Source organism: Nocardia higoensis, assembly GCF_015477835.1.
Lineage (GTDB): Bacteria > Actinomycetota > Actinomycetes > Mycobacteriales > Mycobacteriaceae > Nocardia > Nocardia higoensis_A.
On the sequence record NZ_JADLQN010000006.1, the window covers coordinates 129,559 to 153,841 of the forward strand.

Consider the following 24,283-nt stretch of genomic DNA (forward strand, 5'->3'; position numbering starts at 1 on the left):
GCTGCAGTCGCTCACTCCCGTCAGGACTCGGACCGATGGTGATGGTGGGGACGGTCGGCCGCGGGTGCACAACTTCCACGGTATGACTCCGGCGCTTGCCGCGCGCGCGTACGAACGTGTGCTGAACAGAGCGGATATGGAGTCGCACGCTCGTGAGCAGATACCTGTGGCGACAGCGATCGACGATCCGATGCCGCCGCAGACCACTCCCGCGAGGCCACCCGAGCAGGAGATGCCGCCTGCGCCGACGCAAGCCGCACCGACTGTCCCCGTGCCTGTGCCTGTGCCTGCGCCTGAGTCCACGCCGCCCGGTGATCGCGATAGTGCGGATGAAGACATCCAGCACCTCATGGCAACACCCCACACCCCGCCTGCTTCAACAGCATCGGTGCCATCCGTCCCCGCGCCCGACCCCGTGCCCGCTCCGGTGTCTGCGTCCGCACCGTCCACCGGGCCGGCGCAGCCTGTACCCGCAGAGCCGACCTCGGTCGACGCCCCGACCACGTCCGGTCCCGAGCCGACGCAGCGCCCGATTGATCCTGAGATCGCCGCAAAGTATCCGTACCTGTTCGGCTACAACAGCGACAACGGAGTTCCAGCGCAAGTCGGCTCGCTGCCCTGGATCATCGCCCAGACCGAGGAGAAGAAGTCCTCGCAGGCTGATGCGACGACCGTGGAACAAACGCTCATCGGACAGATCGTCCTCGGCACCGGGCCGGCTGCACCGAGCCCTGCCGCGAGCACTGCGCTCGAACTGATCATCCCGGAGGCAGCGATTCCCTCCATCGCCTCCGATGTGAACAGCGCCGACCCACTGCCTTCGGCGTCCGGTGTCCCCGATCCACGTGCGACAGGCCTGCCGGACTCAATACGGGATCCCCGCGTGATATTCCGTATCGGCGCAGGCTATCCAGCGTCGCAACTCATCGCTGATCTCGAGACAATCCGTGTCCCGCCCGTGCCGTGGGTCGGTCAAGGTGCCCACCCCTGGGATGCGGCCATGGCTCGGTTGCAGGCGGCTGCTTACACCCCACCTCAGCAACTCGAAGATCTGAAGTCCGCCACGAGCGACACCCTGCCGTGTCTTCGCAACGAGGCCGCTTGGTACACGGAGGCCAGACAGCAACAGGAACGACAGCAGCGCGAGGCCCGGCGCCGTCTCGACGAAGCCAGAATTCCCTGGCGAGATCCAGGGGTCTCCGAGCATGTCCGATACCTGGCGACTATTCCCGTTCTGACCAGTCCATCCGAACCGGTAGACAATGATCCGGAGCTGAGTCTCGGAGGAGTTGCCCGCCAGTTCGGTCACATGGCCGTCGGGATATTCGCAATGACGGATCTCGGCGCTGTCGTCAACAACGTCGGCGGATGGTTCGGCAGGCATCCGAACCTTCCGACGAGTGATGACGTCGCCGCGGGTATCGCAACGCAAGTCGAGGCGGCCAAAGCCGAAGCGGACAAGGGCAATACGGCTGGAGTTGTCAATCACCTCGGGATGGCCTCCGGTCTGCTGCCGGACTGGCGAGATCCCAACTCGGTCGTAGCCTTCGGCATCGCGTTAGGAGCCTTCGGCGGCGCGGCTGGTCGGGGTAAGCCCGGCTCGGGTGGGGTGGATGCCGTAGGAAGTCCGGCTGTTGCCTCCGGTGCGGGCCGAGTCAACAGGAACTCGGCCGGCTGGACCGATCACATCGACATCTACAGCCAACAGACCCAGATCCCATCGTCCCACGTCGGCAAACCTTCTGCGCCACACGAAGGCTTGCCGCTGATACATCCGGACGCGGTGCCGAAAACCACCCCCGCCTTCGTCGATGGCATAGCTGGGACCCGCGCCATTGCTGAGATCGATCCTTGGACCGTACGCTTCAGCCAGAACAAGGTGAATGATGCAGCAGAGATCATTGACAGCATGCGCCAGAACGGCTGGGTCGGACCTCCGATTGACCTTGTCCGCACATCTGATGGCGCCCTGATCTCGGTGGATAATACTAGAGTTCTTGCCGCAAAGGCCACCGGAACCCCTATTGAAGCGGTGGTCCATGCCTTTGACGAACCGATACCACCGACTATGGCTCCGCGTTTCGTATCAAAGGACGGGGCATTGCCGACCACATGGGGCGAGGCGGTACAATATAGGATCGGAAGGCAAAGTGCTGGATATCGGAATGCCTACCCCAATGGATCGCCATTTACAGGATGGTCAGGAAACTGAAATTGATCGAGTTACTGAATGCGAACGAGCTCCCTCCGAATTTTGAGTATCCACGCGAGTTCATCCGCGTCGTTGAGCTAGGCATCCTCGATATTGAGCCATGGCAGATACTACGTGGTGATCTGCTCGAGTGGCGATATCACGGCATGCAGGAGCGGTACCCCGGCAGAACGTTGGTTCCGTTCGCTGCTCGGCAAGACAACGATGACGTTGCGTGTTGGGAGGACGGAAATTCGACGGTCCTGATCGTGCACGACTTCGCTGAGCCCGGATGGGAAGCCCGTGAGTCGTACGAAGGCTTCTATGACTGGCTGCGGAGGGCTATTGACGACCTGATCGAGTTCGATGAATGAGTGGAGGGTTGACGGGCCAATCTCCATACCGATTGTCTCATATAATTTCCCATGCATTGAGGGATGAACCCTGGCTATACCAGCTCGAACTTGGCATCGAGGGGTGGGTTCCAATCGAGGAGTTGTTGCCGTCGGATGTGCAAAAAGCTCGAAATAGTGGCATAATCTTCGAGATTTTTGTCGAAGGCTGGATCGATCGCGCCAGTTCGCTGACATTGGATCAGCGTCGGCGCGGCAGCGGCCGGTCGTGGTGTTCACGCGCCGGTCACGGGCGATGGCCAGGACATACCCGACACCGTGGGCCTCGAGTCCGCCCCGCAAACCGGGGTCGGCGCCGTAAACCTCGTCGCCGGTGACCCACGGCGCCCTCACGCCCGCGTCGAGTGCGCGGGTGATCATCGCTTGTGCCAGCGCGGGTTCGGTCGCGAATCCGACATCGTCGGGGACACCGGCCTGCGTGCAGCGGTCGCGGTCGCTGGTCCAGGATTTCGGCAGATAGAGTTCGGCATCGAGGAACGCGTGCCCGGTCTCGGTGACATACCCCAGATAGACCGCGACCTGCGAATTCTCGATACGACCGGCGGTGCCGGTGTATTGGCGTTGCACCCCGACGGTCTTGGTGCCCTTTTTCAGATCGCCGCTCTCGTCGACCACCAGGATCGCCCCGGCACCACCGAGACGCTCGACCACATAGTCGCGAAGGTCCTCACGCAGTCCGTCCTCGTCGAGCACCGCCGCCGACAGCAGATGCTGCATCGCGTCCGGACTCCTGTCACCAGCATGTTCGGCCAGTGTCCAGCAGTTCTTGTTCGGCAGTTCCGACACCATCGCGGCCAGCATCCCCGGACGCGGTCCGGCGGGTTTCCACCCGCGCGAACCGGCCACCGACCCGGACGTTCAACTCGTCGAGCTCCCGCTGCCAGCGATCAGACGCTACGCTGTGACCTGCGGCCACCGCCAATTCAGTTGTGTTCCACACAAATACGACATGATCACGCGGTGGCTGCTCCATGTCCAGCCCGCTGACCAGCAGCATCACCGATCACGAAGTCCGGCTGGAGTACTAACGATACGGATTGTTGACCAAAAGCGTTCGCGGTGTGACTTGGCTCAATAGATGCATATGGACCTCCGCATCCAAAATCTCCACTCGCTCCGGCAGCATCTCGCCACCGAGAGCCGGTACCGGAACAAATCCATACATACTGTCGAAATCTACCGGGCCTAACCTATTGAAGACTCGCCTAAAGAGGGGACGGTCATCATCACCGTCAGGATCCAACGTCTCGTGAGAGGTCGAGGTGAACGCTGCCAGAATTTGAAGATCCCGTTCGAAGTCGTTGATCATTCTTCCTGTATTGTCTACAGGAAGGATCATGCCATAGTACGGCACTATGGTCAGGCTCATACCTGTTCGCCGACCCCAGAGATCCATCGTACCGAAAGCTGATCTGGTTACAGCACTCCACTCATCGCGCCCGAACTGAAGATCCAGTTCCGACGTCCACTCATCAACTACGGACTGCCATTCGGCAGGATCACATATCCAATACAAACCATCATAAAATCCGGAGAACCCCAATTCCTGCCATACGCTGAGCAGTAGATTCGGAACGACGCCCGCATATTTTTCGAACCGATCAGCCGGCGCCGACCGGAAGGTAGTCGGCCTACCCCATTTGTTCGTGATTTCATCGACAGAAAAATTCATTATCTACTCAAACTCCATTCCACGTTCAACAAATGATCGCCGAAGCCAGCGCGGATCAAATCCTCAGCATATCGCGTCAATTCCGCCACCCTGACTCCCTTCCATTGGCTTCCTATCGATTTGTTTACATACCCGTCTCCCATCCTAGTGTCTCGAGTCGTTAATTCGTTTGCGCTGTTAGGCTGTGTCGGTGCCGGCGAGGGGGGAACCTTTGGAGTTGACCGAGTCCGAGCGTCGGACCCTGCAGGGGTGGTTGCGGCGCCGGAATATCGGTGCGGCGGCGGTGTTGCGGGCGCGGATCGTGCTCGAGTGCGCTGCGGGTGGTTCCAACACCGAGGTCGGCCGGCGTGTGGGGGTGTCACGGGAAACGGTGCGTAAGTGGAGGGTTCGGTTCGCCCGTGACCGGATCGCGGGGTTGGCCGATGAACCCCGTCCGGGTGCGCCACGCACGATCACCGACGAGCAGGTCGACAAACTGATCGTGGCGACGTTGGAAACGGCACCGCCGCATGGTGATACGCACTGGTCGAGCCGTTCGATTTCAGATGCGACGGGCATGAGCCAGTCCACGGTCTCGCGGATCTGGCGGGCATTCGGACTCAAACCTCATGTGGTGCAGACTTCGAAACTGTCGACCGATCCGTCCCAGAACTAAATGGTTGAAGCGTAAATGGTGTGTGGGGCCCGGAAGAACGACCGCACCGCCAGTTCCATCTGGTCGCGGGTGAGGATGATCTCATCGGCCAGGACGCGTTTGAGGTCGGCGTCGACCAGTTCGTCGGGGTTGAGGTGGGGTGCGTATGCGGGCAGGTAGTGCAGCTCGATCCGGTCGCGGTGGGTTTCCATCCAGGTCGTGGTCGCTTCGCGCGGTGGACCGGGTGCCGGTCCACGACCAGGTGGATCTTGGTGTCATAGCCGCTGATGAGGCGTTTAAAGAAGGTGAGGAACTCGGCGACGGTTCACGCTTGGGAGGAATGGGGTCATGGTTGATCATCTCGCGGAGATGACCAGGAAATTGCGGATGTTGCGAGATGTCGGCGCGGAATCGGAGTTGGAGGACCGTCGTGATTGCGACGAGGATTTCGCTGAGATGTAGCCACCAGACCCAGATCTCGCCGTCCCACGTCGGCAAACCCCCCGCGCCACACGACGGACTGCCGCCGATACATCCGGACGCGGTGCCGAAAACTCCCATCGAGGTCATAGGTTCGGATCAGCCGCAACGCAGACCAGTCACTGCCATTGGGCGGAATGAGGAATTCAAACCCATCGCGCCGCCGAGATATCCAGGGGAGATCCCTTGGACGACGACACCAAAGGGACCGACAGACAGGGCGCGTGGTGCGTTGCTAGAGGAAATTGACCCGTCGGGTCCGCGCGTGGGGGTGGCGGGCGAATTGATCGAAACTATCGATGGACTTCCGGTAGTCGAATACATCGCGGCCCTTGCGAAACAGCGGGCCATTGTTATCGGAGCGGAATCCAAGAGTGTCGGGCCGGTTTATGCCGCTGCGATAGATCTGCGGTACGGCCGAATCACCGAAGGTGTCAACGGAAGTAAAAGATCGCTCCTGGAAACTCATACGCTGCATCCGCTTCTGCGGCAGAATTATGTCGATATAGCCGTCTGGCAACATCTTGTGAAGGGCGAACATGGTATTGGAATCAAGACGTACGACGGAAAGGTGCATGCGGACCATCCGCTGCGTCATGCCGAAGTGAAGGCGATCAACGAATTATTGTGGGCGCGCGAAGTGGTACGTAGGCCAGGTGACCCGGCCCTGAAGTGGGCTGACCTCGAAGAGTTCCGCTTCATCCTCGTTGGCTGCGTGAAGGGAAGGGCTACGATAAGCTGGATCCGGCTCCGGCATGTGCGAACTGCAATGCAATCCTGCGAGGTATCCCCAGCTATTCAGGTCGTTACAGGTATGACCCGATCGACTCTCGGTACGACAGGGCGAGACCCTTCGGAATCGTGGAAAGGTGAAGTGATGTTACGTGTCAATGTTGATGATCTGGTCGAGGGTGAATATGGCGAGGGAGTCGACTACCGTTATGGCGGGGAGCCTTTTACCGGCGAGATGATCGAAATAGCGTCGAACGGTCGTCTCATCAAGAGTGAAATGTACAAAGACGGGGTGCCGCACGGCCCGTCACGTGAATGGTACCCCAATGGCGTCCTGCGTGAGGCGGGGGAATCCAGGAAGGGGGACCCTATCGGTGAGTGGCGGGAATGGCATCCCAACGGAAGGTTGGCCGCGCTGCGTCTTTTCTCCGAATTCGGAAACCCGCTCGGCCATAAACTATGGGACGAGGATGGGTATCTCACCTATGAATCTCCACCTCGTCAGTAGAATCCTGCGGCTCGCTTCGTGGGGTCGATCGGTGTGACCGGGCGCCGGCTGCAGCTGCGTTCATGTACGAAAAATCCGGCCGCACGCTGGGAGGAATTCTATAATGAAAGTGCCGAATCTTCGCGATTTTATGATCTACGTGCAACCATTGCAGTGGGCAATCGCGTCGGATCATCCCGAGCTCCTGTCGGGCGGTTATATGGTAGCTCTCAACGCGCGCATTGAAATAAGGTTCGTCCCCGACGTCTCCGAGTTCGCTCCCCCATGGGATATTCATGAGTTCAATCCGGCAGTCGCGGTCGAATCCCGACCGGAGGCGCGCATATGGGCCATGCGTACGTCAGATTACTCAGCGACTCCGAACCCTGGCTTGGCAGGTACTGCGGAGACTGTACTCTTGCTCCCCTATGCAGACGACCTCAGCGAAGGTGAGACTGATCGGGGTGTCGTTTGGTATATCGATACCGCGCAATGGGCGGCTCTCGTTCTCGAGCTGGAGGACCTCTCCGGTCGCACCAACCCGTTCGGGCGATTCGTAACTCTCTCCGAGATAACAGGTAACAGTCTATGGCACTTCCTGACCGAGCGGTTTCTCACGTCCGATCTTCTCGCCCACGAAACAGTCAAGGTGATACAACAAGCCCGTTAGCCTCGATTTTTCGCCAGGGCTCCGTCAAAGTCGCTTTTCAGCAGGTCAACAGCAGCTCGAATGGTCTGGTGAAGTCGTATGCGTAGTGGCGTAACGCGGCAGCGATGTTGGTGTGCCCGGCCAGACGGGTGAGGCTGATCGCGGTATTGCGCAGGGTCGCCAGGACGTGCGGGGCCGAGCCGGTGCGGGCCCGGCAGCGGTCCTCGTCGTAGACGACGTCACGGATCCTGTGCCCGGTTCTCGATCCCCCAATGCCCCCGCAACCAGCCGGCGATTTGTTCGGCAGTGGCGTCGAGCGCAGACAGGCTGGTGACCGCGTACACGGTTTCGGTGCTGCGCTTGCCGCTGCGACGGTCGGTGCGTGTGCGAGTGATCCGCAGGACCTGCTCAGCACCGGGAAACCCGTGCAGGGCGGCGAACGCGGACAGGAACAGCGCGCGTTTGAGGTTGTGGTTGCCGGAGCGGCGGGGTATTCACCGCGGATGGAGCTGCCGGAGCGGTGGGTGATCGGGGCGATGCTGGCGTAGGAGGCGAGGTGGCCGGCCTAGTACTCCAGCCGGACTTCGTGATCATGGTCTGAGTTGGGATCGTCGCTGGTAGTGGCTGTGGCGGGCGCGGTATTGGTGTCGGCGGCGCCAGGTCGACCAGGCCAGCCGGTGCCGGGTGCTGCGGGCGGGGTTGAGGACGAGAACAGCGAGTAGATGCCTGATCTCGTTGCGGGTCAACGCGATCAGGCCCGTCTTGGCGGCCGGGCTGGTGGTAGCCGGTTCGGTGGCGGCGAGGGCGGTGAGGAATGCGTGGGCGAGCATCGCCAGGATCGTCCAGCGCCGCCATGACCGCCAGCGGCGGACTTGATGCTGGTCCAGCCCGCACAGTCCCTTGCCGGTCTGGAAGTTCTCCTCGATCGACCACTTGTGGCCGGCGACGGTGACCAGCCGGTGCAACGGCACCGGTTCGGGTGCGTAGCAGCGGTAGTAGGCCAGCTCACCGGTGGTTCGGTTGCGGCGGATCAGCAGCCGCCGATGCCCGGCCGCGGCGGCGTCGGTATCGGGATCGATGCCGATCCACGCCCAGTCGTAGAGGCGGGGGCCTTTCGCGCCGTCCCCGGCCGAAAGGGGTTGCCAGCCGCGCCGCGGCACGCGGGTAGCGAGTTCGTCGGCGCGGCAGCGGCCGGTCGTGGTGTTCACGCGCCGGTCACGGGCGATGGCCAGGACATACCCGACACCGTGGGCCTCGAGTCCGCCCCGCAAACCGGGGTCGGCGCCGTAGACCTCGTCGCCGGTGACCCACGGCGCCCTCACGCCCGCGTCGAGTGCGCGGGTGATCATCGCCTGTGCCAGCGCGGGTTTGGTCGCGAATCCGACATCGTCGGAAACACCGGCCTGCGTGCAGCGGTCGCGGTCGCTGGTCCAGGATTTCGGCAGATAGAGTTCGGCACCGAGGAACGCGTGCCCGGCCTCGGTGACATACCCCGACTGCAAGGCAACACTATTCCAGGGAGTGGGGAAATGATTCTACCATGAGCGAGATCGAAAACTTGGAGCGCAACCCACACTTCGGTAAGGCGCCGGGGCAGTGGCTGACGCTGAAGATACATCTGGGTGAAGATTCCGATGTGGAGAAGAAGATTTTGGGGGTGATGCGGCAGTGGATTGTGGCAACCGAGCCCGATCGGCCTCATCACTTGCGGATCGACGACTTTCCTTCTGGGAAATCGGTCGATGCGGTACCAGGAGATCTGGGTGCATATCTGAAATCTTTCCTGCCCGATTGGTTCATCGAGTCGTTCGAAGGGCACTCGAGGCAAGAGATGCGGGAGAATGAAAACCTATGGGACTATGACTCGTGGGTTTATGCAATGGAGAATCGCGTTTGGAGCTGGTGGGGACATAGCCGTAACGATTCCATGCTGGTAGTGCAACTGCAACTCGATTCGTGGCCGTACAGTATCGGACCACTTCGCTACCTGGCTTGGGTGGCGGGCGGCAACCTTGTATCGGTCGAGGAATAGTTGATCGATGACGTATGGGCTTAGCCTCGATCTTTCGTCGGGTCTTCGGCCCGGCGTGGTCGGGTTCGGATTGGTTTCCGGCGGTTGATCAGCAGCCGGTGGGCAACCGAGGGTAGCCCGGTCAGCGGGTGGCTGCTGGGGGTCCACGGGCCCGGATGAAGGTCCTTAAGTTCGTAGGGGCAGTTCGTTGTGCTGCGACCCGGGTGGGTCGGGTGTGGCTGGGTATGTGGTTGCAGGCCCTGGTGGTGCGGCTTGAAAGGACTGGCCGCCCGACTCGCCTGGACTTCCTGGGCCGCCGATTGAGATCGAACGCGTCGCTGCGATCACTCAGCATCGAGGCTGGGCAGTGCTGTTGACGCGCTACCAACGCCCTAAGGCGATCCGTCGCGCCGGAGTCGATCGGGTGACCCACGCGCTGGCCAAAGCCGGTATCCGCAACGCCGCGACGATCGCGCAGGCCGCGGTCGGGGCTGCCAGAACCCAGACGGTGGGCCTGCCCGGCGAAGACGTCGCCGCCCGGCTGGTCGCGGCGATGGCGAAGGAGGTGATCGACCTCGACGCGCGGATCAAGGACACCGATACCGCGATAGAGGATCGATTTCGCCGCCACCGGCTGGCCGAGGTGATCACCAGTATGCCCGGAATGGGCTTCCGTCTCGGAGCCGAATTCCTCGCCGCCATCGGCGATCCGGGTGTTCTTGCTTCCCCCGACCACCTGGCCGCCTGGGCGGGGCTGGCGCCGGTGTCCAGAGATTCCGGTAAACGCACCGGCCGATTGCATACCCCTACCCGCTACAACAGATCCCTGCGGCGGGTGTTCTACATGTCCGCGTTGACCAGCATCCGCTGTGATCCCGAATCCCGCGCCTACTACGACCGCAAACGCGCGGAGGGCAAGTGTCCCGTCCAAGCTGTCATCTGCCTGGCTCGCCGCCGTATCGACGTCCTGTGGGCACTCATGCGCGACAAAAGAACCTGGACACCGCACATGACGGTCACCGCTCGAGCGGCTTGACAACGTCATTGAGAGTCCTTTCGGTGGTCGTTGGGATGGTTTTCGGCTGGTCAGTCGGGTTGCAGGCGGTCCAGGGCGGTCAGCAGGAGGCTGGTGCCGCGGTGGTGTCGGGATAGGCGCAGGTGGATGCGGCGGGCGTGGCGGGCGATTCGTACTGGGATCGAGAACAGCTGCAGGCGTAGTGTGCGTGCGATCTCGGCCTGCCGTCGATCACCGGACCCGTCACACCTCGCGAAGACAGCTGGGTCCACATCGGGGACTGATCGTCAGGTATGCGGTGCGCCTACGGTGCTGTTCCGGGCACACGGGGCCTGGTGCGCGGCGGGGAAGCGGTTCGCGATTGGTTTGCCTCGCCTCGGGTAGGCCGGATATGTCAGCCGACCGGCTGAGCGGTCACCGTGTAAAGGGAGTGATTCGACATGACCCAGTCGTATGGTTCGTGGGACGAACCGCAGGACTCCGGACCGCCGGATGCCGTCGAGACCGACCCGGCCGCGCTCAACAGTGCCGAGGATCTGGACGAGGATCGCCTGCACGCGGATCCGCTGGAGAAAGCCATGGATCCGCCCGAGCACTGGACCGGCGTCACCGAGTACGGGATGACTCCGTACGAGCAGGCGCACGACCGCGGGCTGGACGAGCGGCTCGCGGAAGAGGAGCCGGACGTGTTCGACCGTGCGCAAGCGGGGGAGGAGTCGCAGGCCGAGGACTCACGGCCGGCTGAAGCCGCCGCGGTGCGGGTAGGGGAAGAAGAGCGGCGGGCGGACACTTACGAGGAAGATCTGGGCATCTCGGCGGACGGCTGACCCGGCCGTTCGTGAAACCGGGGATGCCGGTAATCAAGGCTCACGGAAGAATCGGTGCGCACGCGGATCCCGCAGCGGGCCTTGCTCCTCGGGGTCCGCGTCCTGGGTGCGCTGGTGATAGGGGAACGCGAACCAGAGCAGGACGAACAGCAGTGCCGCGGTGACGCCCGCGATCGTCGCCGCGACGGGTCCCGCGACGAAGTCGAAGATCAGGACCGCGACTCCGGTGAGCGCGAAGCCGAGGAACAGGATTCCGATGACCGCGCAGCGATGGGCGCTGCGGACGATGTGTTCGAGGCGGTGGCGGCGGAAGAGCATGCGGTGGGCGGCGACCGGTGCGGTCAGGAACACCGTGGCGGCGATGGATGCGGCGGCGACCAGGAGATAGTCGACGCGCATCGCGGGGGACAGTTCCGGGAACCGGCTCTGGAAGGGCAGCGTGAGCAGGATGCCGGTCAGCACCTGTACGCCGGTCTGCACCACACGCAATTCCTGGAGCAGGGTCGCGAAATTGCGGTCCAACTGTTCGGTCCGGCTCTCACCGCGCACCCGCAGATCCCACAGCCTGTCGTCCTCGTCGTCGTGGAGGGCGTCACCGGCTCGCCCTGCCGCGTCGCACGCCCGCGTGTCATCGACCGACGCCCTCGCTGGTCCGGATATCGGCTGGCGTGGATCGGTCATGGGTATCTCGAAACATGCGTTCGTCGGTGTCCTCGATGCGACGCGGTGGGCCGTGGCACATGGTCGGACAGGTTCGCCTGGCTGGAAACCCAGATGGTGATACCCGTCGTGGAGCGGTCGAACCGCCGACGCCGGCAGTCGACGACTACGCGTAGAAGCCGTCTCGCAGATTGATGCCGTGCTCCACCCACACCTTGAGCGCGGCCAGCATGCCGGTCCAGCCCTGGCAGTTGCCGAAAGCGTTCTTCGCGCCGTCCGGTGTGGGCTGCCAGGACGATTCGGTGATGGTCACCAGGGTGCGGGTGTCGCCGTCGAGGGGCTCGAATTCGAAGGTCGTCGTGGTGGTGCCGCGACCGTTCGCGGTGGCCTGCCCATCCCATTCGATGACGATGCGGCGCGGCTTGTCGGCCTCGATCACCCGGACCGGGAACGCGCCGGGAAAGTCGTGGAAGTCCCAGGTGACCTCGGTGCCCGGCTCGAGACGCCCACGAGCGCCACCGGTCGTGAAGTACTTCGAGAGCTGCTCGGGGTCGGCGACGGCCTCGTAGACCTCGGCGCAGGGACGGGCGATGCGACCGGAAACGGTGAAGCTGATCTCGGAGAGTTGGTTCTGCACGGTTGTCATGTGATATTTTTACAACATGTTGGAGAGGGGCGTCAATGGATCGGACGATGACCGCGTGTTCAAGGCGCTCGCGTCCGCGACACGGCGTCGCATGCTGGACGCGCTCAAGACCGGTTCGCTGACCACCGGCGAACTGTGCGCGCAACTGCCCGAACTCGACCGGACGACGGTGCTCCAGCACCTCCGGGTGCTGGAGCAGGCCGAACTGGTCATCGGGCGCAAGGTCGGGCGCGAGCGACATCTAGCGCTGGCGCCCCTGCCGATCAAGCGGATCTACGACCGCTGGATCGGCGAATACGCGCGTGCCGCTGTCGAGTTGCTCGATGAACTCGACAGCGGCACGTGATCGGAACTCCTATTTGTCGGGCCAGGTCCCGGTCAGTTGCTCGTAACCGGCTGCTCCCGCACGATCGACCGCCGCCTTGATCAGGCCGAAGATCGCTCCTTGCAGGGCGGCGGCGATGAGCACTTCTCTCCAGGTGTAATCGGCCGCGGTCGCGCGGGGAGCCTCGTCGTGCCCACTCACTCCGCGCCACACCCGGGTGAACACCGCGTTGGCCGCGATCCCGCCGAGAACACCCAGGACGATGCCGAGCGGCTTGTACAGGGTCTTCATGCGCGCCTCCGTCGCAGAATCGCCCAGGTCAGAACCGCCGCGGACACGGCACCGATCAGCGCGACGGGCACGCGGTTCCTGCGGATCGATTCCGTGGCCTGCTTGACGATGTCCTCCACCGGCTCCGATATCGACGGGGTGGCGTTCGCGAGCAGGTCGCCTGCCTTGGCTCGGGTGCGAGCCGCCGTGTCGAGCGCGTGTTGTCCGGCCTCGGCCGTGCGCTGCTTGGCCGCTTGCGTGGTGTCGTGGATCTTGGTCTCGGCGCGGGCCGGAAGGTCGAGCTTGTCGGTCAGTTCCGAGACGGTCTGTTCGAGTTCTTCTCGGGCCAGGTCACGGTCCACGCGGATCTCCTCCGGTGTCGCGGGGAATTCGGAGCGGTCTTCGGTCATCGTCGGCTTCCTTCTCGTATGGCGGCCACGTCCTCCCGGACGCCTTCCTGGGCTTCGGTCGGCAGCGGCGGGGCCGCGCGCATCACGGTCTTCTTGCCGATCAGTGCCAGAACGCCGCCGACCGTCAGCAGCGCGACGCCCACGATCAGCGCCGAGACCCACTCGGGCAGGACCAGTGCCAAGGCGAACACCGCGGCCGCGGTCAGCGCCACGCCGCCGTAGAGCGCCAGGACCGCGCCCGCCCCGGCCACACCGGTGCCCTTGGCGATTCCGCCCGCCTTCTCGGCGATCTCCGCTCGAGCCAGCCGCATCTCGTCCCGGACGAGCCGCGACACCTGCGCGGTCGCGTCCTCGACCAACTCCGACATGGAGCGCTCCCCGGGTGTCACCCGGGGCTGTATGTGCTGAACCATCGGCCTGTCACCTCCTTCGTGCCGTCTACCCGGCGATGTGCGCAGGAAACGGGAACATCGTCGGTTGTGCCGACCGAGAGGGAAGCTATGTCATGACCGGTGGTGATTCTCGGCCGCGCGGAGTCCGTCGCCTTCGTTCGGCCGCGCGGTGGTGGGGTGCAGGAGGAAGTGAAGCAGGGGTCTCTCGGCGGATCGGCCGCGCCAGACCGTCCGGCACAGCAGTGCGTCGCCGGTCAGTCTCCTGACCTCCGCCGCGAGAGGGCGCGCGAGCCGCGGGGTGGCGGCGGTGTCGTAGTCGATGACGAGATGCCCGGGCTTCGTGGGGTGCTGACCGATATCGAAGAACAAGGCGGGGCCTTTGCCGGCGAACACATTGTGCCCGCTGGTCACCGCGAGGGATTTGCCGCGGAAGACCGTCGGCATCCCCCGGTTCAGCTGTTCGCGCAGCGGACGCCACAGTGCGTCGACTCTGTCGCTGCCTCGCACGGTGAGGAGTTCGACCGTGAACAGCCCGCGTAGCCGATCCGGTGCCGGTGATTCGAGTCGGTCGAACTGCGCGTCGAGTTCGTGTCCGGTGGCGAGCCGAAGCCAGGCCGGGGAGGGGGTGACGCGGGTGACCGCAGAGTCGGGGCTGGACATGATGTTCTCCTGCATGATCGAGGAATTCGACGGGGTATCGGCTCGGCGCTTCATCGGTTCTGCTCCTCGACGGCAAGTGCGGCGATCCGCTCGGCGAGTGCCGAGATCGTTCGCGAGGGTGGGACGCCGGGTGCTGCGGGGAGGACCGAGCCGTCCGCGATGTAGAGCCCGGGGTGCCCGAGCACCTGCCCGCTGTGGTCGACCACCGCGTCCTCGGCGCGTCGCGCCATCGGAGCGCCGCCGAGCATGTGCACGGTCCACAGGCCGGCGGCTCGGCTTCCGAAGGGGAAGTTCGCCATGGCCCGGCGTGGGCGGTAGCTCTTCGCGAGGCGGCTGCTCACGTCGTCGACATGGTCGTAGAACTGCCTGTCGGCGGTGCGGCTGATCGTGCACCCGAGGCCGCGGCCGTCGAAGGTCAGTGTGCCGTCGAGGCTGCTCGCCCCCATGGCGAACAGGAACCGGGAGCGGGCGAGTTCCCGGCCGAGCCTGCCGCGCCCGGAGGTAGGAGCCGATGCCTCGCCCACGAACAAGGATGTGTCTCCGTCGCTTTCGCCCTGGGCCAGGGCGTTGAAGATGGCACCGCGTGTGACCGGTCCGCTTGCGACACGCCAGAGCAAGGTGGCCTGGTCGCCGTTGGTGTTGAAGTTGTTCCCCAGGGCCGGTGGCAGGGCGGTGAGCAAGCCCGCGGCGCGGGATCGGAACAGCAGTCGGGTCGTGTTGAGTGCTCCGGCCGCCAGCACCAGCCGGCGCGCATCTGCGGTGCGTGTTCGCCGGGTGCGGTGATCGAGCCAGCGAACGCGATATCCCCCGGTGACGGCTCCGACATGGCTGACATCGCTGAGATCCTCGATGACCGCGCCGCTGCGCTTCGCCGATTGCAGATACGTCAGATCCAGCGAGTTCTTCGCCCGGTGCGGACAGCCCGCCACGCACTGATTGCACAGTCGGCATGTGGTCTGGGGTGCTCCCGCCGAGTTGATGAAGGACGCCGGTACGTCGGGATCGGCACCGAAACTGATCGCGAGTTCGACGGGTTCGGTCTTCCAGCCGCCCAGCGGACCGATCGCGGCACCGAGATCGCTGCCGCGTCGCTGCCAGTCCGGCAGTTCGGCCGGGCGCATGACGCTCGCCGACAAGGCGATGTACTCGGCCATCTCGGCGGCGGTGATCTCGGGAGGGAAGGCATCCCAGTAGGAGGGTGGCGGAGAAGCCTGGCAGTCCCCGTAGACCAGGGAGCCGCCACCTACGCCGCTGGCGCCGACCGTCCACAGGTGATCGAAGCGATGCACCTCGAACAGGCCACGCCGGTCGACCCGCACGTCCACGGTTCTCGATCGGCCACTCAGCCGCAGGTTGCGGAGGAATCGGTGGGAGGTTCGTCCCCGCGGGAAGGGAAGCCGTTCTTCGTCGTCACCGGAGCCCCACCACGGCCCTCGTTCGATGACGAGCACGCGGGCCCCTGCCTGAGCCAGCCGCGCGGCGACGATCGCACCGCCGAATCCGGAACCTACAACCACGATGTCATACACCAGCGCCTCCTCATACGCCACCGTATTCATACGGTGGCGTATGAATACGGTAGGGTACTGTCGGCGTGCGGGGCAACCAGCCCGATAGGACCACCGACGAGCAGGAGAGGCGGCAAGGGCTGATGGGGGCGCGGAATCCGAGCAGGCGTCCTCGTCTTTCGGCGCGCGACTGGATCGACGCGGCGCTCGGCGCATTGGAACGCGACGGTGTGCCCGCGGTGGCGGTCGAGCCCTTGGCCGCCGGGCTCGGCGTGACCAAAGGGAGTTTCTACTCGCATTTCCGGGACCGCGACGAACTTCTTCGCGCCGCGCTCGGCGCGTGGCGTGACGACGAAGCGGCACGCGTGGAGCAACTCGCCGACACGGCGCTGACCGCGCGCGACGCGCTGGCCGCCGTCGTGAGCGACATGTTCGACAACGACGCGGCCGGGCGGCTGTTCGCGCACGTGTGCGCCGCCGGGGCCGACGCCACCGTCGCCCCCTACGCGCTCGAGCACGCGCTCGCCAAAGTGGAGACTCTGACCGACCTGCTGCGCAGAGGGGGGACCCCGGAGGAGGGAGCTCTGCGCACCGCCGAACTCACCTACACCGCGTACATCGGCTATTGGCGGATCAAGAGCATGTTTCCCCCTGGCGACGACACTGCGCTACCCGGCTACCTCGGTCATCTGCGATCGAAGTTGTTCCCCGGCGATCGGTGATCCGGTCGTGGTGCGCCCAGTCGGCACGATTCGGTGATGTCCGCTCATGCCGTCCCGCATCTGCGCCATCGCTCGGTGGACAGGATGCCGGCCGATCCCGCAGAGTGGCCGACGCAGGTGACCGCTCGGGCGTTCTGCGCGACACCTGCGACACGGCTCCGGATGCCGATGAGCACCCGGAGCGAAGCAGCGGGATGTCCGCCACCGCGGGCTGCGCGTCGCCGGGAGGGTCCCTCAGCGTTCCAGGGTGAAATACAGCAGCGTGGCGCGACGCCTGCCGATCGTCAGATACATGGCGCCGAGCAGGATTCCGGGCCCCAGCTCGGCCAGTTCGCCGGTGATTCCGCGTAGCGGGCGCGGATTGCGCGGCTGGTCGTAGTCCAGGATGGTGTGGCCGTCGTCGGCGGTAGCGCAGGCGTAGCCCGCGAAGGTGCGGGGGTGCCGCCCGCTAAGCCACATGTTCGTTCCGTCGGTGGCATGGAATCGCTTGCCGCGCCACAGCGGTTGCCCGATGGCGCAGGCCATCCGGGTGATCGGTGCGCGCAGCGCGTGGGGAAGCCGCTGGAAACCCGCGATCGCGAGGATCGTGCCGGTGTAGTCCCCGAGGAGCGGATCCGCCGCTGGTGGCGCGGCGGTCATGTGCGCCGAGAGTGCGGCGAAATCGAAGGCGTCGCGCGCTGCGGGGATGTTCATGGCTTGCTGGGGCATCGGATACTCCGTAGATCGGTGTGGACGAGGACGGTTCAGCTGTTCGCGATGAACGCGCTCTGACGTTCGGCGAGTGCGGCGATGGTCATCGACGGAGGGACGCCCGGCGCGCCGGGCAGGATCGATCCGTCGGCGACGAACAGCCCCGGATAGCGATGGACCTGCCCGGTGTGATCGACGACGCCGTCGGCCGGTGTGTCGGCAACGCGCACGCCGCCGAGTGGGTGCACCGACGTCAGTCGCCTGCTGGTCGCGCCGAAAGGGGCATTGATCAGCGAGCGCTTCGCCCGGTAGCCTCCGGCGATCCGCCGGGCGTGTTCGCCGATCCGGTCGAAGATTTCGGGATCATCGGTGCGGTCGGCGTCGATGTGGAGGTTGTGGCCGTCATAGGTGGTCTCGACGGCGATGCGGTCGGCTCCCATGCCGATCAGCAGCGCGGTGCGCGGGAACAGCCTGGTCACCGCGGCGGAAGGCGTGAGCAGGCCGATGCCGACTTCGCCGGTCAGGAACTCTCGTCCGTCGACCGCCTCGGTGTGGTAGGCGGCGACCGGTGGGCCGTCGTCGCCGTCGATCCTGGTGGCGGTTCGGTGCACGATGCTGACCATGTCCGCGTTGGGAGTGAATCCACGCCCGAGTGCCGGACTCAGCATCGGCAAGGTCTTGTGCCGGTCCCTGGCGGCGAACAACAGTCGCATCGTGCCCAGCGTTCCTGCCGAAAGGATCAGCCGTGGTGCCGATTCGACACAGCTGCGGTGGCGGATGTGGTCGTGATAGCGGACGCGCCAACCCGTCGGGCGGTGGTCGATCGCGGTGGCTTCGCTCATGGGCCGCAGTGTCGCGCCGTGACGTAACGCCGACGGGATGTAGGTGTGGGCCATCGTGGACCGGACCGGTGATCCCGGTTGCTCGAAGGTCGCCGCGAGGTCGGGGAAATGGGCGGCTCCCAGACCGGCGGTGGCCAGTGCTCGCTCGAAAGCGCGGACTCTGTGCGGGACGTGCGCGACCGGCTTCGGGGACAGCATCGTCCGTACCGCTTCGAAGTGTGGTCGCATCTCGGCCGCGGTGATGTCGGCGGGCAGTGCCCGGAAGTAGTCGTCGTGCGGCGGTACCTGCATGTCGGTGTAGACGAGCGATCCGCCGCCGACTCCGCTGGCGACGACGCAGGTGAGATGGGCGAACTGGTGCAGCTCGTAGAGACCGCTGGAACGGATGGTGGCCGACGCGCTCCGCGTGCCCGCGGACCACCGGACGCCTCGCACCAGGTGGGCCGCGCCGCGCGCCCGCGTGGGCGCGCCGTCCGGGGCACCATCTCGCCAGGCTCCGCGCTCGAGGATCAATACCTTCAGGCCGCGCTCGGCCAGCCTGGCGGCGGTGACCGCGCCGCCGAACCCCGAGCCGACGACGATGGCGTCCCAGGACGACGAGCGGGTCATGACGCTCGTGCGCCGGCCGCGCCGTCGAAGGCGAGGACCTCGCGCAGGACCCGCAGGGGCGAGACCCGGCGGCGTACGGCCAGGAAGGCCGCCATGTGGGCCGCGCCGATGATGTAGCCGCCGCCGATGATCGCTTCGTCGAGCACGCGGCTGCCGGGCACGGCCTGCCCCCGCAGCCGGCGGATCAGCGCCTCGGCAGTGTTGCCCGAGACGTTCATCACCGTCATGACGCGCACGATGGTGTCGAGGTCCCGGACCTGCTGGGGCGTGTAGTGCTGCCGGAGTTCGTGCTCGAGCCGGGCGTCGGCGGGACCGAGTGCGGCCGCAGCGCGACTCTGACCCCAGACGACGGCGATCAGGCGATCGTCGGTCGTCGTTGCCGGGTCGAGGCCGACCAGCTCGGCCAGCGCGTCGCGATCGGCTCCCGCTGCGATGGCGGCCCCGTTGTGCACGTAGGCGCAGAACTTGCAGTCGTTGACCATGGCCACGGCGAACATCACCTGCTCGCGCAGCAGCGGATCGATGCGTTCGGGACGCCACGCGCGCCCTGCGTCAGGCCCGCGGCGTGCGACCTGGACCACCTCGCGGCTGAGCTGCGGAAGGGTGTAGGTGCGCTTGCGGAACGGCGCCGCCATCGGGTTCGCGCTCGATGGTGCGGTGCGGGTCATGTCGCCTCCGAGGGTCGTCGGCACTGACACGCGCGTCGGCAACGGTTGATCACCGCTGCCGACGCGCGTGGCTGTCAGCGCTCTGAGTCATCAGTGTTCCGTGGTCGGTCGGCACCGGCCGGTCACGACTTGTTATCAGTGATTACATTGTGATCGACGATCGAACTGTATGCGCCATTGGCGTAGGGTGTCAATCGGGAAACGACCGGATGCAGCGGCGAAACGGAGGTGGGCGTCCATGTCGGCATCGGCTGAGGAACCCTCGCGGCGCGATGTCAGGCGGCAGGAGACCATCGAGGAGATCAAATCCCGGGCCCGTCGGCAGTTGGCCGAACGCGGGGCCGGTGGGCTCTCGCTACGGGCGGTCGCCAGGGATATGCGGATGTCGTCGGCGGCGATCTATCGCTACTTCGCGAACCAATCGGACCTGATCGGCGCGCTGTGCGTCGACGCCTATCTGGCGCTGGGCGACGAATTCGAGGCCGTCCGCGACCGCAGCGTCGCCGACGATCCGAGCGCGCAGTGCTGGGCGATCGGCCAGGCCGCCAGGCAATGGGCGCTGCGCAACAGCCAGGACTTCGCGCTGATCTTCGGAACGCCCATCGCCGGGTATCACGCCGCCGAGTCGGTCACCGGCCCCGCCGCGGGGCGCGCCGCCTCGATCCCCCTGCTGGCGTACGCCGCCGCGGTCGACGCCGGTGCGGCCGACCTCGATCGGTGCATCGTTCCCGACACCGTCGAGCCCGGCGAACTGGGTGTCTATCTGCTGACGGCGCACCCCTCCGGAACGCCCATCGGCATGGCGGCGGACCGGCTCGCCCGGATGGCCGCTGTCGGACTCAACGCGTGGGCGTCGATCCTGGGATTCCTCACCTCCGAACAGTTCGGCAACCTGCCCCGCCTGATCACCAACGTCGACGACCTGTACGACGCTCATCTGCGAACGGTCATGCGCGACATGGGTTTTCAGCCAGAGGTCATCGAGGCCCACGCGCGCTAGGGCAGTTGCGGCGCTGCGGGGGAGTTGTCCTTCAAGGCGACTCCCGATGCCCCGAGCGCTCTGGCTCCGCCGATCAGGTTCCACGCGATGCTGGCGGCGGCCTCGTAGCTCTGCCCCTCCGGCGGATGGATGTTGGAGACGCAGTTGCGCTCGGAGTCCAGCCGGCCGGGGGTGGGGCGATAGGTCAGGTACACGCTGAGACTGTTCGCGACGGACAGGCCGGGGCGTTCGCCGATGATCGTCAGCATCGTCTCCACGCCCAGCGCCGCGCCCACGTGGTCACCGAGGGCCACCCTGGCCTGCGTGGCGATCACGGGCTCAGCGATGGTGAGCGCGCCGTCGTTGCCCCGCAGCAGTGCCGCCACCAGCGGAATCGCGTGCTCGGCCACCGCGGTCGCGGACAGGCCGTCCGCGATGAGGATCCCGACATCCGCTCCCTGGCGTTCGATGCCTTCCAGCGAGGACGGCACCCGGCCGAGGTCGGGCCGTCGCAGGTACTCGGCACGGTCGGCGGCGCGACTGGTGACGTGGTGACCCGGTCCCAGCCCGAGGCGTGCCAGCCCGGACCGGATGTCCTCGACCGGCAGCGGCGAGTGGACGGCGTCTCGCGCCGCGGCGTGTGCGGCCTGGAAGTCGAGGACTTCGGCGGTGGACAGGGCATACCCGGTGCGCGCGAGACCGATTCGCGCCTGGGTCAGCGGCCGGATGCCGGACCAGGGGTCGGATCCGGTGCCTGCCGGATCGAAGCGGCCGGATGGTTCCGAGTGGACGGTCGGATTCGAGTGGCCGGACGGATCGGAGCGATCGGGGCTCATGCGGTCAGGCTCCGCAGCGGAGAGTGTTCCAGGTCCATCGGGCGCACCCGGCCCTGTCCGTCCGCCAGGCCGATGCGCTGCATCCATTGCTCGAACTCGGGCGCCGCTCGAAGTCCGAGCACGTTGCGCGCGTACAGCGCGTCGTTGAACGACAGGCTCTGATAGCCGAGCATCACGTCGTCGGCGCCGGGGACCGTGATCACGAAGGCGGTTCCGGCGAGCGCCAGCACGCTGAGCAGCACATCCATGTCGTTCTGGTCGGCTTCGGCGTGATTGGTGTAGCAGACGTCGACGCCCATCGGCAGGCCGAGGAGCTTGCCGCAGAACAGATCCTCGAGCCCGGCGCGGGTGATCTGCTTGCCGTCGAACAGGTACTCCGGGCCGATGAAGCCGACCACGGTGTTGACCAGCAGGGGGTCGAAGGCGCGTGCGACGCCGTAGGCGCGGGCCTCCAGGGTCTGCTGGTCGACCGGTACGCCGCCGACGCCCAGATGCGCTCCCGCCGACAGCGCCGATCCTTGTCCGGTCTCGAAATACATGACGTTGTTCCCGACGCTTCCGCGATTCAGCGAGCGACCGGCCTCGGCGGCTTCGGCGAGCAGGGACAGCGTGATGCCGAACGAGGTGTTGGCGCCCTCGGTGCCCGCGATCGACTGGAAGATCAGGTCGACGGGCGCTTGCCGCTCGATCAGCTCGAGGGTGGTGGTGACATGCGAGAGCACGCACGACTGCATCGGGATGTCGTAGCGGAGCCGGATGTCGTCCAGCATCGTCAGCAGCTGCCCGGTGGCGTGCGGGGAGTCGGTGGCGGGGTTGACGCCGACCACGGCGTCGCCCGCGCCGAGCAGCAGACCGTCGAGAATGCCCGCGGCGATGCCACGCGGATCGTCGGTGGGGTGGTTGGGCTGCAGGCGCGTGGCCAGCCTGCCCGGCAGGCCGATGGTGGTGCGGAACGCGGTCTCGATCGACAGGACGCGGCTGACCGCGATGAGGTCCTGGTTGCGCATGAGCTTGCTTACCGCGGCGACCATTTCGGGCGTGAGGCCCGGCGAGACGTGTGCGATCCGCTCGCCTCCATCCGCCTCGCACACCCGTGCCAGCAGCCAGTCCCGGAACTCGCCGACCGTCAGATGGCCGACCGGGGCGAAAGCCTCGCGGTCGTGGGTGTCGATGATCAGCCGGGTCACTTCGTCGGACTCGTAGGGCACGACCATCTCGTCGAGGAACAGCCGCAGCGGAAGGTCCGCCAGGACGTGCGCTGCCGCGGCCCGTTCCGCGTCCGACTCCGCCGCGCACCCGGCGAGCTGGTCGCCGGAGCGCAGGGGCGTCGCCTTGGCCAGCACCTCGGTGAGCGTGCCGAATTGATAGGTATGGCCTCGCGCGGTGTGCTGATATGTCATCGAAGTTCGTCTTCCGCGGCGGCCAGCGCGGCGAATTCCTCGTCGGGGGAGCTGGCGACCAGTCGAGTCCGGCTGTAGAGAGCAAAATACAGCATGAACAGCGCGAATACGATCACGCAGCCGAAGGCCGCGGTGGAGTCGACCAGGAAGGTCGCGATGACCGACAGGACGGCGATCACCAGCGCGAAGCCCGCCGTGACGAGGCCGCCGGGCGTCCGGTAGGGCCGGTCCATGCCTGGTTCCCTGACCCGCAGCACGATGTGGCTGATCATCATCAGCACGTAACTCAGCGCCGCGCCGAACACGGCCATGTTGAGCAGCGTCGCGCCGTTGCCGAAGATCGACAGCACGAAACCGATGACGCCGGGAACGATCAACGCCAGGGCGGGAGCCTTGCGGGAGTTGGTGACCGACAGCCCGCGCGGCAGATAGCCCGCGCGCGAGAGCGCGAACAGCTGGCGCGAGTAGGCGAAGATGATCGAGAAGAAACTGGCGATCAGGCCCGTGAGGCCGATGTAGTTAACGACCGTGGCCGCTGTGCCGGTGCCCAGCGCTTCCACCAGCGGATTGCCGGAGGCCTGCATCGCCGCCGCGCCACCGGCTCCCGGCACGAGAATCAGCACCATCGCGCCGGTCACGACCAGGACCGCCATCGCCGCGATGATGCCTCGCGGGACATTGCGCGCGGGATCCCGCGCTTCCTCCGCGGCGAGCGGAACGCCTTCGACGGCGAGGAAGAACCAGATCGCGAAGGGCAGCGCCGACCAGATCCCGAGGTAGCCGAACGGCAGGAACTCGCTCGCGCCCGCGGCGTCGGGGTCCGGCGCGATGTCGGTCAGGTTCGAGAAGGAGAAGCTGCCGATGCTCGCGATCGCGAAGATCACCAGACCGACGAGGGCGATCGCCGTGATGACGAACATCGCCTTGAGCGCTTCACCGACGCCGGCCAGGTGGATGCCGACGAAGATCACGTAGACGGCCAGGTAGACCCACCAGCCGTCGACGATGCCGAACAATCCGAGCGATTCGACGTAGGCGCCGATGAAGGTGGCGATCGCGGCGGGCGCGATCGAATACTCGATCAGCACCGCCGTCCCGGTGGCGAATCCGCCCCACGGGCCCAGCGCCCGGCGAGCGAAGGTGTAGCCGCCGCCCGCTGTCGGCAGGGCGGCCGACATCTCCGCCATGCTCAGCACCATCGCGGCGTACATGGCCGCGATCACGACCGTCGCGACGAGCAGCCCGCCGAAGCCGCCTTCGCCCAGGCCGAAATTCCAGCCGGAGTAGTCGCCGCTGATCACGTAGCTGACGCCGAGTCCGGCCAGCAGCACCCAGCCCGCCGTTCCGGTGCGCAGCATCCTTTTGCTGAGGTAATGGTGGTCGGTTCCTGCTCCGGTCTCATCAGGTGTGGTGACCATCTGGCTGCTCCTCGAACAGTGTCTATCCCGCCGAGATTTCCATCTCGGCGGGTTCGACACGCGGCTTTTCCGACAGCGCGAGGGTAGAGAGCCGGTGTTTCACAACACTTGCGCGCGTGTTTCGGCTTCGGACACCT

Annotated in this window: 23 protein-coding genes and 5 pseudogenes; 10 read left to right on the plus strand and 18 right to left on the minus strand. The window is 65.5% G+C overall.

Features of this window, described 5'->3' with window-relative positions; genetic code table 11:
• The first annotated feature begins 82 nt into the window (after positions 1–82).
• Positions 83–2,212 carry a hypothetical protein gene (locus IU449_RS24560; RefSeq protein ID WP_195004520.1) on the plus strand — a complete coding sequence of 710 codons (2,130 nt, stop codon included), beginning with the start codon at positions 83–85 and terminating at the stop codon, positions 2,210–2,212.
• A 578-nt stretch (positions 2,213–2,790) separates the two neighbouring features.
• On the opposite strand, the pseudogene IU449_RS29720 reads toward IU449_RS24560, so the two are convergent.
• Both IU449_RS29720 and IU449_RS24570 read right to left on the minus strand, forming a co-directional pair.
• Positions 2,791–3,466 (minus strand): annotated as a pseudogene (locus IU449_RS29720) (IS701 family transposase); the annotation flags it as partial.
• 162 nt (positions 3,467–3,628) lie between these two features.
• Positions 3,629–4,276, minus strand: coding sequence for a GAD-like domain-containing protein (locus IU449_RS24570; protein ID WP_195004522.1), 648 nt, complete (start codon positions 4,274–4,276; stop codon positions 3,629–3,631).
• A gap of 184 nt (positions 4,277–4,460) precedes the next feature.
• Between IU449_RS24570 and IU449_RS24580 the strand changes: the two genes are divergently transcribed.
• Positions 4,461–4,931: a helix-turn-helix domain-containing protein gene (locus IU449_RS24580; RefSeq protein ID WP_195004524.1), complete on the plus strand. Its 471-nt coding sequence runs from the start codon at positions 4,461–4,463 to the stop codon at positions 4,929–4,931.
• Here IU449_RS24580 and IU449_RS24585 read toward each other — a convergent pair.
• Positions 4,928–5,128, minus strand: a pseudogene (locus tag IU449_RS24585) (transposase); the annotation flags it as partial. The gene IU449_RS24580 and the pseudogene IU449_RS24585 overlap by 4 nt on opposite strands.
• A gap of 527 nt (positions 5,129–5,655) precedes the next feature.
• On the opposite strand from IU449_RS24585, the gene IU449_RS24590 reads away from it, so the two are divergent.
• Both IU449_RS24590 and IU449_RS24595 read left to right on the plus strand, forming a co-directional pair.
• Entirely contained in the window at positions 5,656–6,630 is a 975-nt protein-coding gene (locus tag IU449_RS24590) for a toxin-antitoxin system YwqK family antitoxin (RefSeq protein WP_195004526.1), read from the plus strand.
• A gap of 103 nt (positions 6,631–6,733) precedes the next feature.
• The gene (locus IU449_RS24595) at positions 6,734–7,279 is read left to right on the plus strand and encodes a hypothetical protein (RefSeq protein ID WP_195004527.1); all 546 of its coding nucleotides are present in this window, start codon (positions 6,734–6,736) and stop codon (positions 7,277–7,279) included.
• 404 nt (positions 7,280–7,683) lie between these two features.
• Here IU449_RS24595 and IU449_RS24605 read toward each other — a convergent pair.
• Together IU449_RS24605 and IU449_RS24610 are read right to left on the minus strand one after the other, a co-directional pair.
• Positions 7,684–7,823: pseudogene (locus IU449_RS24605) on the minus strand (transposase); the annotation flags it as partial.
• A gap of 25 nt (positions 7,824–7,848) precedes the next feature.
• A pseudogene (locus IU449_RS24610) lies at positions 7,849–8,763 on the minus strand (IS701 family transposase); the annotation flags it as partial.
• A 35-nt stretch (positions 8,764–8,798) separates the two neighbouring features.
• On the opposite strand from IU449_RS24610, the gene IU449_RS24615 reads away from it, so the two are divergent.
• The 3 genes and pseudogenes from IU449_RS24615 (at position 8,799) to IU449_RS24630 (ending at position 11,111) form a co-directional block, all read left to right on the plus strand.
• Positions 8,799–9,290 (plus strand): hypothetical protein, encoded by a 492-nt coding sequence (locus IU449_RS24615; RefSeq protein ID WP_195004529.1) that lies wholly within the window; start codon positions 8,799–8,801, stop codon positions 9,288–9,290.
• A gap of 304 nt (positions 9,291–9,594) precedes the next feature.
• A pseudogene (locus IU449_RS24620) lies at positions 9,595–10,305 on the plus strand (transposase); the annotation flags it as partial.
• Between the two features lie 419 nt (positions 10,306–10,724).
• Positions 10,725–11,111, plus strand: a complete 387-nt coding sequence (locus tag IU449_RS24630) for a hypothetical protein (RefSeq protein WP_195004530.1) — start codon at positions 10,725–10,727, stop codon at positions 11,109–11,111.
• A gap of 33 nt (positions 11,112–11,144) precedes the next feature.
• On the opposite strand, the gene IU449_RS24635 is transcribed toward IU449_RS24630, so the two are convergent.
• Entirely contained in the window at positions 11,145–11,792 is a 648-nt protein-coding gene (locus tag IU449_RS24635) for a DUF6328 family protein (protein WP_228805655.1), read from the minus strand.
• A gap of 145 nt (positions 11,793–11,937) precedes the next feature.
• A complete protein-coding gene (locus tag IU449_RS24640; RefSeq protein ID WP_195004531.1) occupies positions 11,938–12,417 on the minus strand; it encodes an SRPBCC domain-containing protein in 480 nt (159 codons plus the stop codon).
• Positions 12,418–12,472: 55 nt separating this feature from the next.
• Here IU449_RS24640 and IU449_RS24645 point away from each other — a divergent pair, with 55 nt between their 5' ends.
• Positions 12,473–12,763, plus strand: coding sequence for a metalloregulator ArsR/SmtB family transcription factor (locus tag IU449_RS24645; protein WP_324188421.1), 291 nt, complete (start codon positions 12,473–12,475; stop codon positions 12,761–12,763).
• A gap of 9 nt (positions 12,764–12,772) precedes the next feature.
• Here the strand turns inward: IU449_RS24645 and IU449_RS24650 are convergent, their stop codons facing one another.
• The 5 genes from IU449_RS24650 to IU449_RS24670 all read right to left on the minus strand — a co-directional run bounded on the left by IU449_RS24650 (position 12,773) and on the right by IU449_RS24670 (position 16,003).
• Positions 12,773–13,033, minus strand: a complete 261-nt coding sequence (locus IU449_RS24650; protein WP_195004533.1) for a DUF4235 domain-containing protein — start codon at positions 13,031–13,033, stop codon at positions 12,773–12,775.
• Positions 13,030–13,422, minus strand: a complete 393-nt coding sequence (locus tag IU449_RS24655; protein WP_195004534.1) for a DUF3618 domain-containing protein — start codon at positions 13,420–13,422, stop codon at positions 13,030–13,032. The genes IU449_RS24650 and IU449_RS24655 overlap by 4 nt, the downstream gene beginning before the upstream one ends.
• On the minus strand, positions 13,419–13,790 hold the full coding sequence (locus IU449_RS24660) for a phage holin family protein (RefSeq protein ID WP_228805656.1): 372 nt from the start codon (positions 13,788–13,790) through the stop codon (positions 13,419–13,421). Before IU449_RS24660 ends, IU449_RS24655 begins: the two co-directional genes overlap by 4 nt.
• 135 nt (positions 13,791–13,925) lie before the next feature.
• On the minus strand, positions 13,926–14,528 hold the full coding sequence (locus tag IU449_RS24665; protein ID WP_195004536.1) for a hypothetical protein: 603 nt from the start codon (positions 14,526–14,528) through the stop codon (positions 13,926–13,928).
• Entirely contained in the window at positions 14,525–16,003 is a 1,479-nt protein-coding gene (locus IU449_RS24670; RefSeq protein ID WP_195004537.1) for a GMC oxidoreductase, read from the minus strand. Before IU449_RS24670 ends, IU449_RS24665 begins: the two co-directional genes overlap by 4 nt.
• A 65-nt stretch (positions 16,004–16,068) precedes the next feature.
• Between IU449_RS24670 and IU449_RS24675 the strand changes: the two genes are divergently transcribed.
• Positions 16,069–16,704 (plus strand): TetR/AcrR family transcriptional regulator, encoded by a 636-nt coding sequence (locus IU449_RS24675; protein ID WP_324188422.1) that lies wholly within the window; start codon positions 16,069–16,071, stop codon positions 16,702–16,704.
• A gap of 234 nt (positions 16,705–16,938) precedes the next feature.
• Here IU449_RS24675 and IU449_RS24680 read toward each other — a convergent pair whose 3' ends face one another.
• From IU449_RS24680 to IU449_RS24690, 3 genes are read right to left on the minus strand one after another with little or no spacing between them, the layout of a single operon-like run.
• Positions 16,939–17,412 carry a hypothetical protein gene (locus IU449_RS24680; RefSeq protein WP_195004538.1) on the minus strand — a complete coding sequence of 158 codons (474 nt, stop codon included), beginning with the start codon at positions 17,410–17,412 and terminating at the stop codon, positions 16,939–16,941.
• Between the two features lie 35 nt (positions 17,413–17,447).
• Entirely contained in the window at positions 17,448–18,845 is a 1,398-nt protein-coding gene (locus tag IU449_RS24685) for a GMC oxidoreductase (RefSeq protein WP_195004539.1), read from the minus strand.
• A complete protein-coding gene (locus IU449_RS24690; protein ID WP_195004540.1) occupies positions 18,842–19,513 on the minus strand; it encodes a carboxymuconolactone decarboxylase family protein in 672 nt (223 codons plus the stop codon). Before IU449_RS24690 ends, IU449_RS24685 begins: the two co-directional genes overlap by 4 nt.
• Before the next feature lie 238 nt (positions 19,514–19,751).
• On the opposite strand from IU449_RS24690, the gene IU449_RS24695 reads away from it, so the two are divergent.
• Positions 19,752–20,513, plus strand: a complete 762-nt coding sequence (locus IU449_RS24695; protein WP_195004541.1) for a TetR/AcrR family transcriptional regulator — start codon at positions 19,752–19,754, stop codon at positions 20,511–20,513.
• Here the strand turns inward: IU449_RS24695 and eutC are convergent.
• Genes eutC through eat form a run of 3 tightly spaced genes read right to left on the minus strand, consistent with a single transcriptional unit; the run spans position 20,510 to position 24,146 of the window.
• Positions 20,510–21,328 carry an ethanolamine ammonia-lyase subunit EutC gene (eutC, locus tag IU449_RS24700; protein WP_195004542.1) on the minus strand — a complete coding sequence of 273 codons (819 nt, stop codon included), beginning with the start codon at positions 21,326–21,328 and terminating at the stop codon, positions 20,510–20,512. The two genes, IU449_RS24695 and eutC, sit on opposite strands and share 4 nt — an antisense overlap.
• Positions 21,325–22,728 (minus strand): ethanolamine ammonia-lyase subunit EutB, encoded by a 1,404-nt coding sequence (locus tag IU449_RS24705; RefSeq protein ID WP_195004543.1) that lies wholly within the window; start codon positions 22,726–22,728, stop codon positions 21,325–21,327. Before IU449_RS24705 ends, eutC begins: the two co-directional genes overlap by 4 nt.
• The gene (eat, locus tag IU449_RS24710; RefSeq protein WP_195004544.1) at positions 22,725–24,146 is read right to left on the minus strand and encodes an ethanolamine permease; all 1,422 of its coding nucleotides are present in this window, start codon (positions 24,144–24,146) and stop codon (positions 22,725–22,727) included. The genes IU449_RS24705 and eat overlap by 4 nt, the downstream gene beginning before the upstream one ends.
• Between the last annotated feature and the right edge of the window lie 137 nt (positions 24,147–24,283).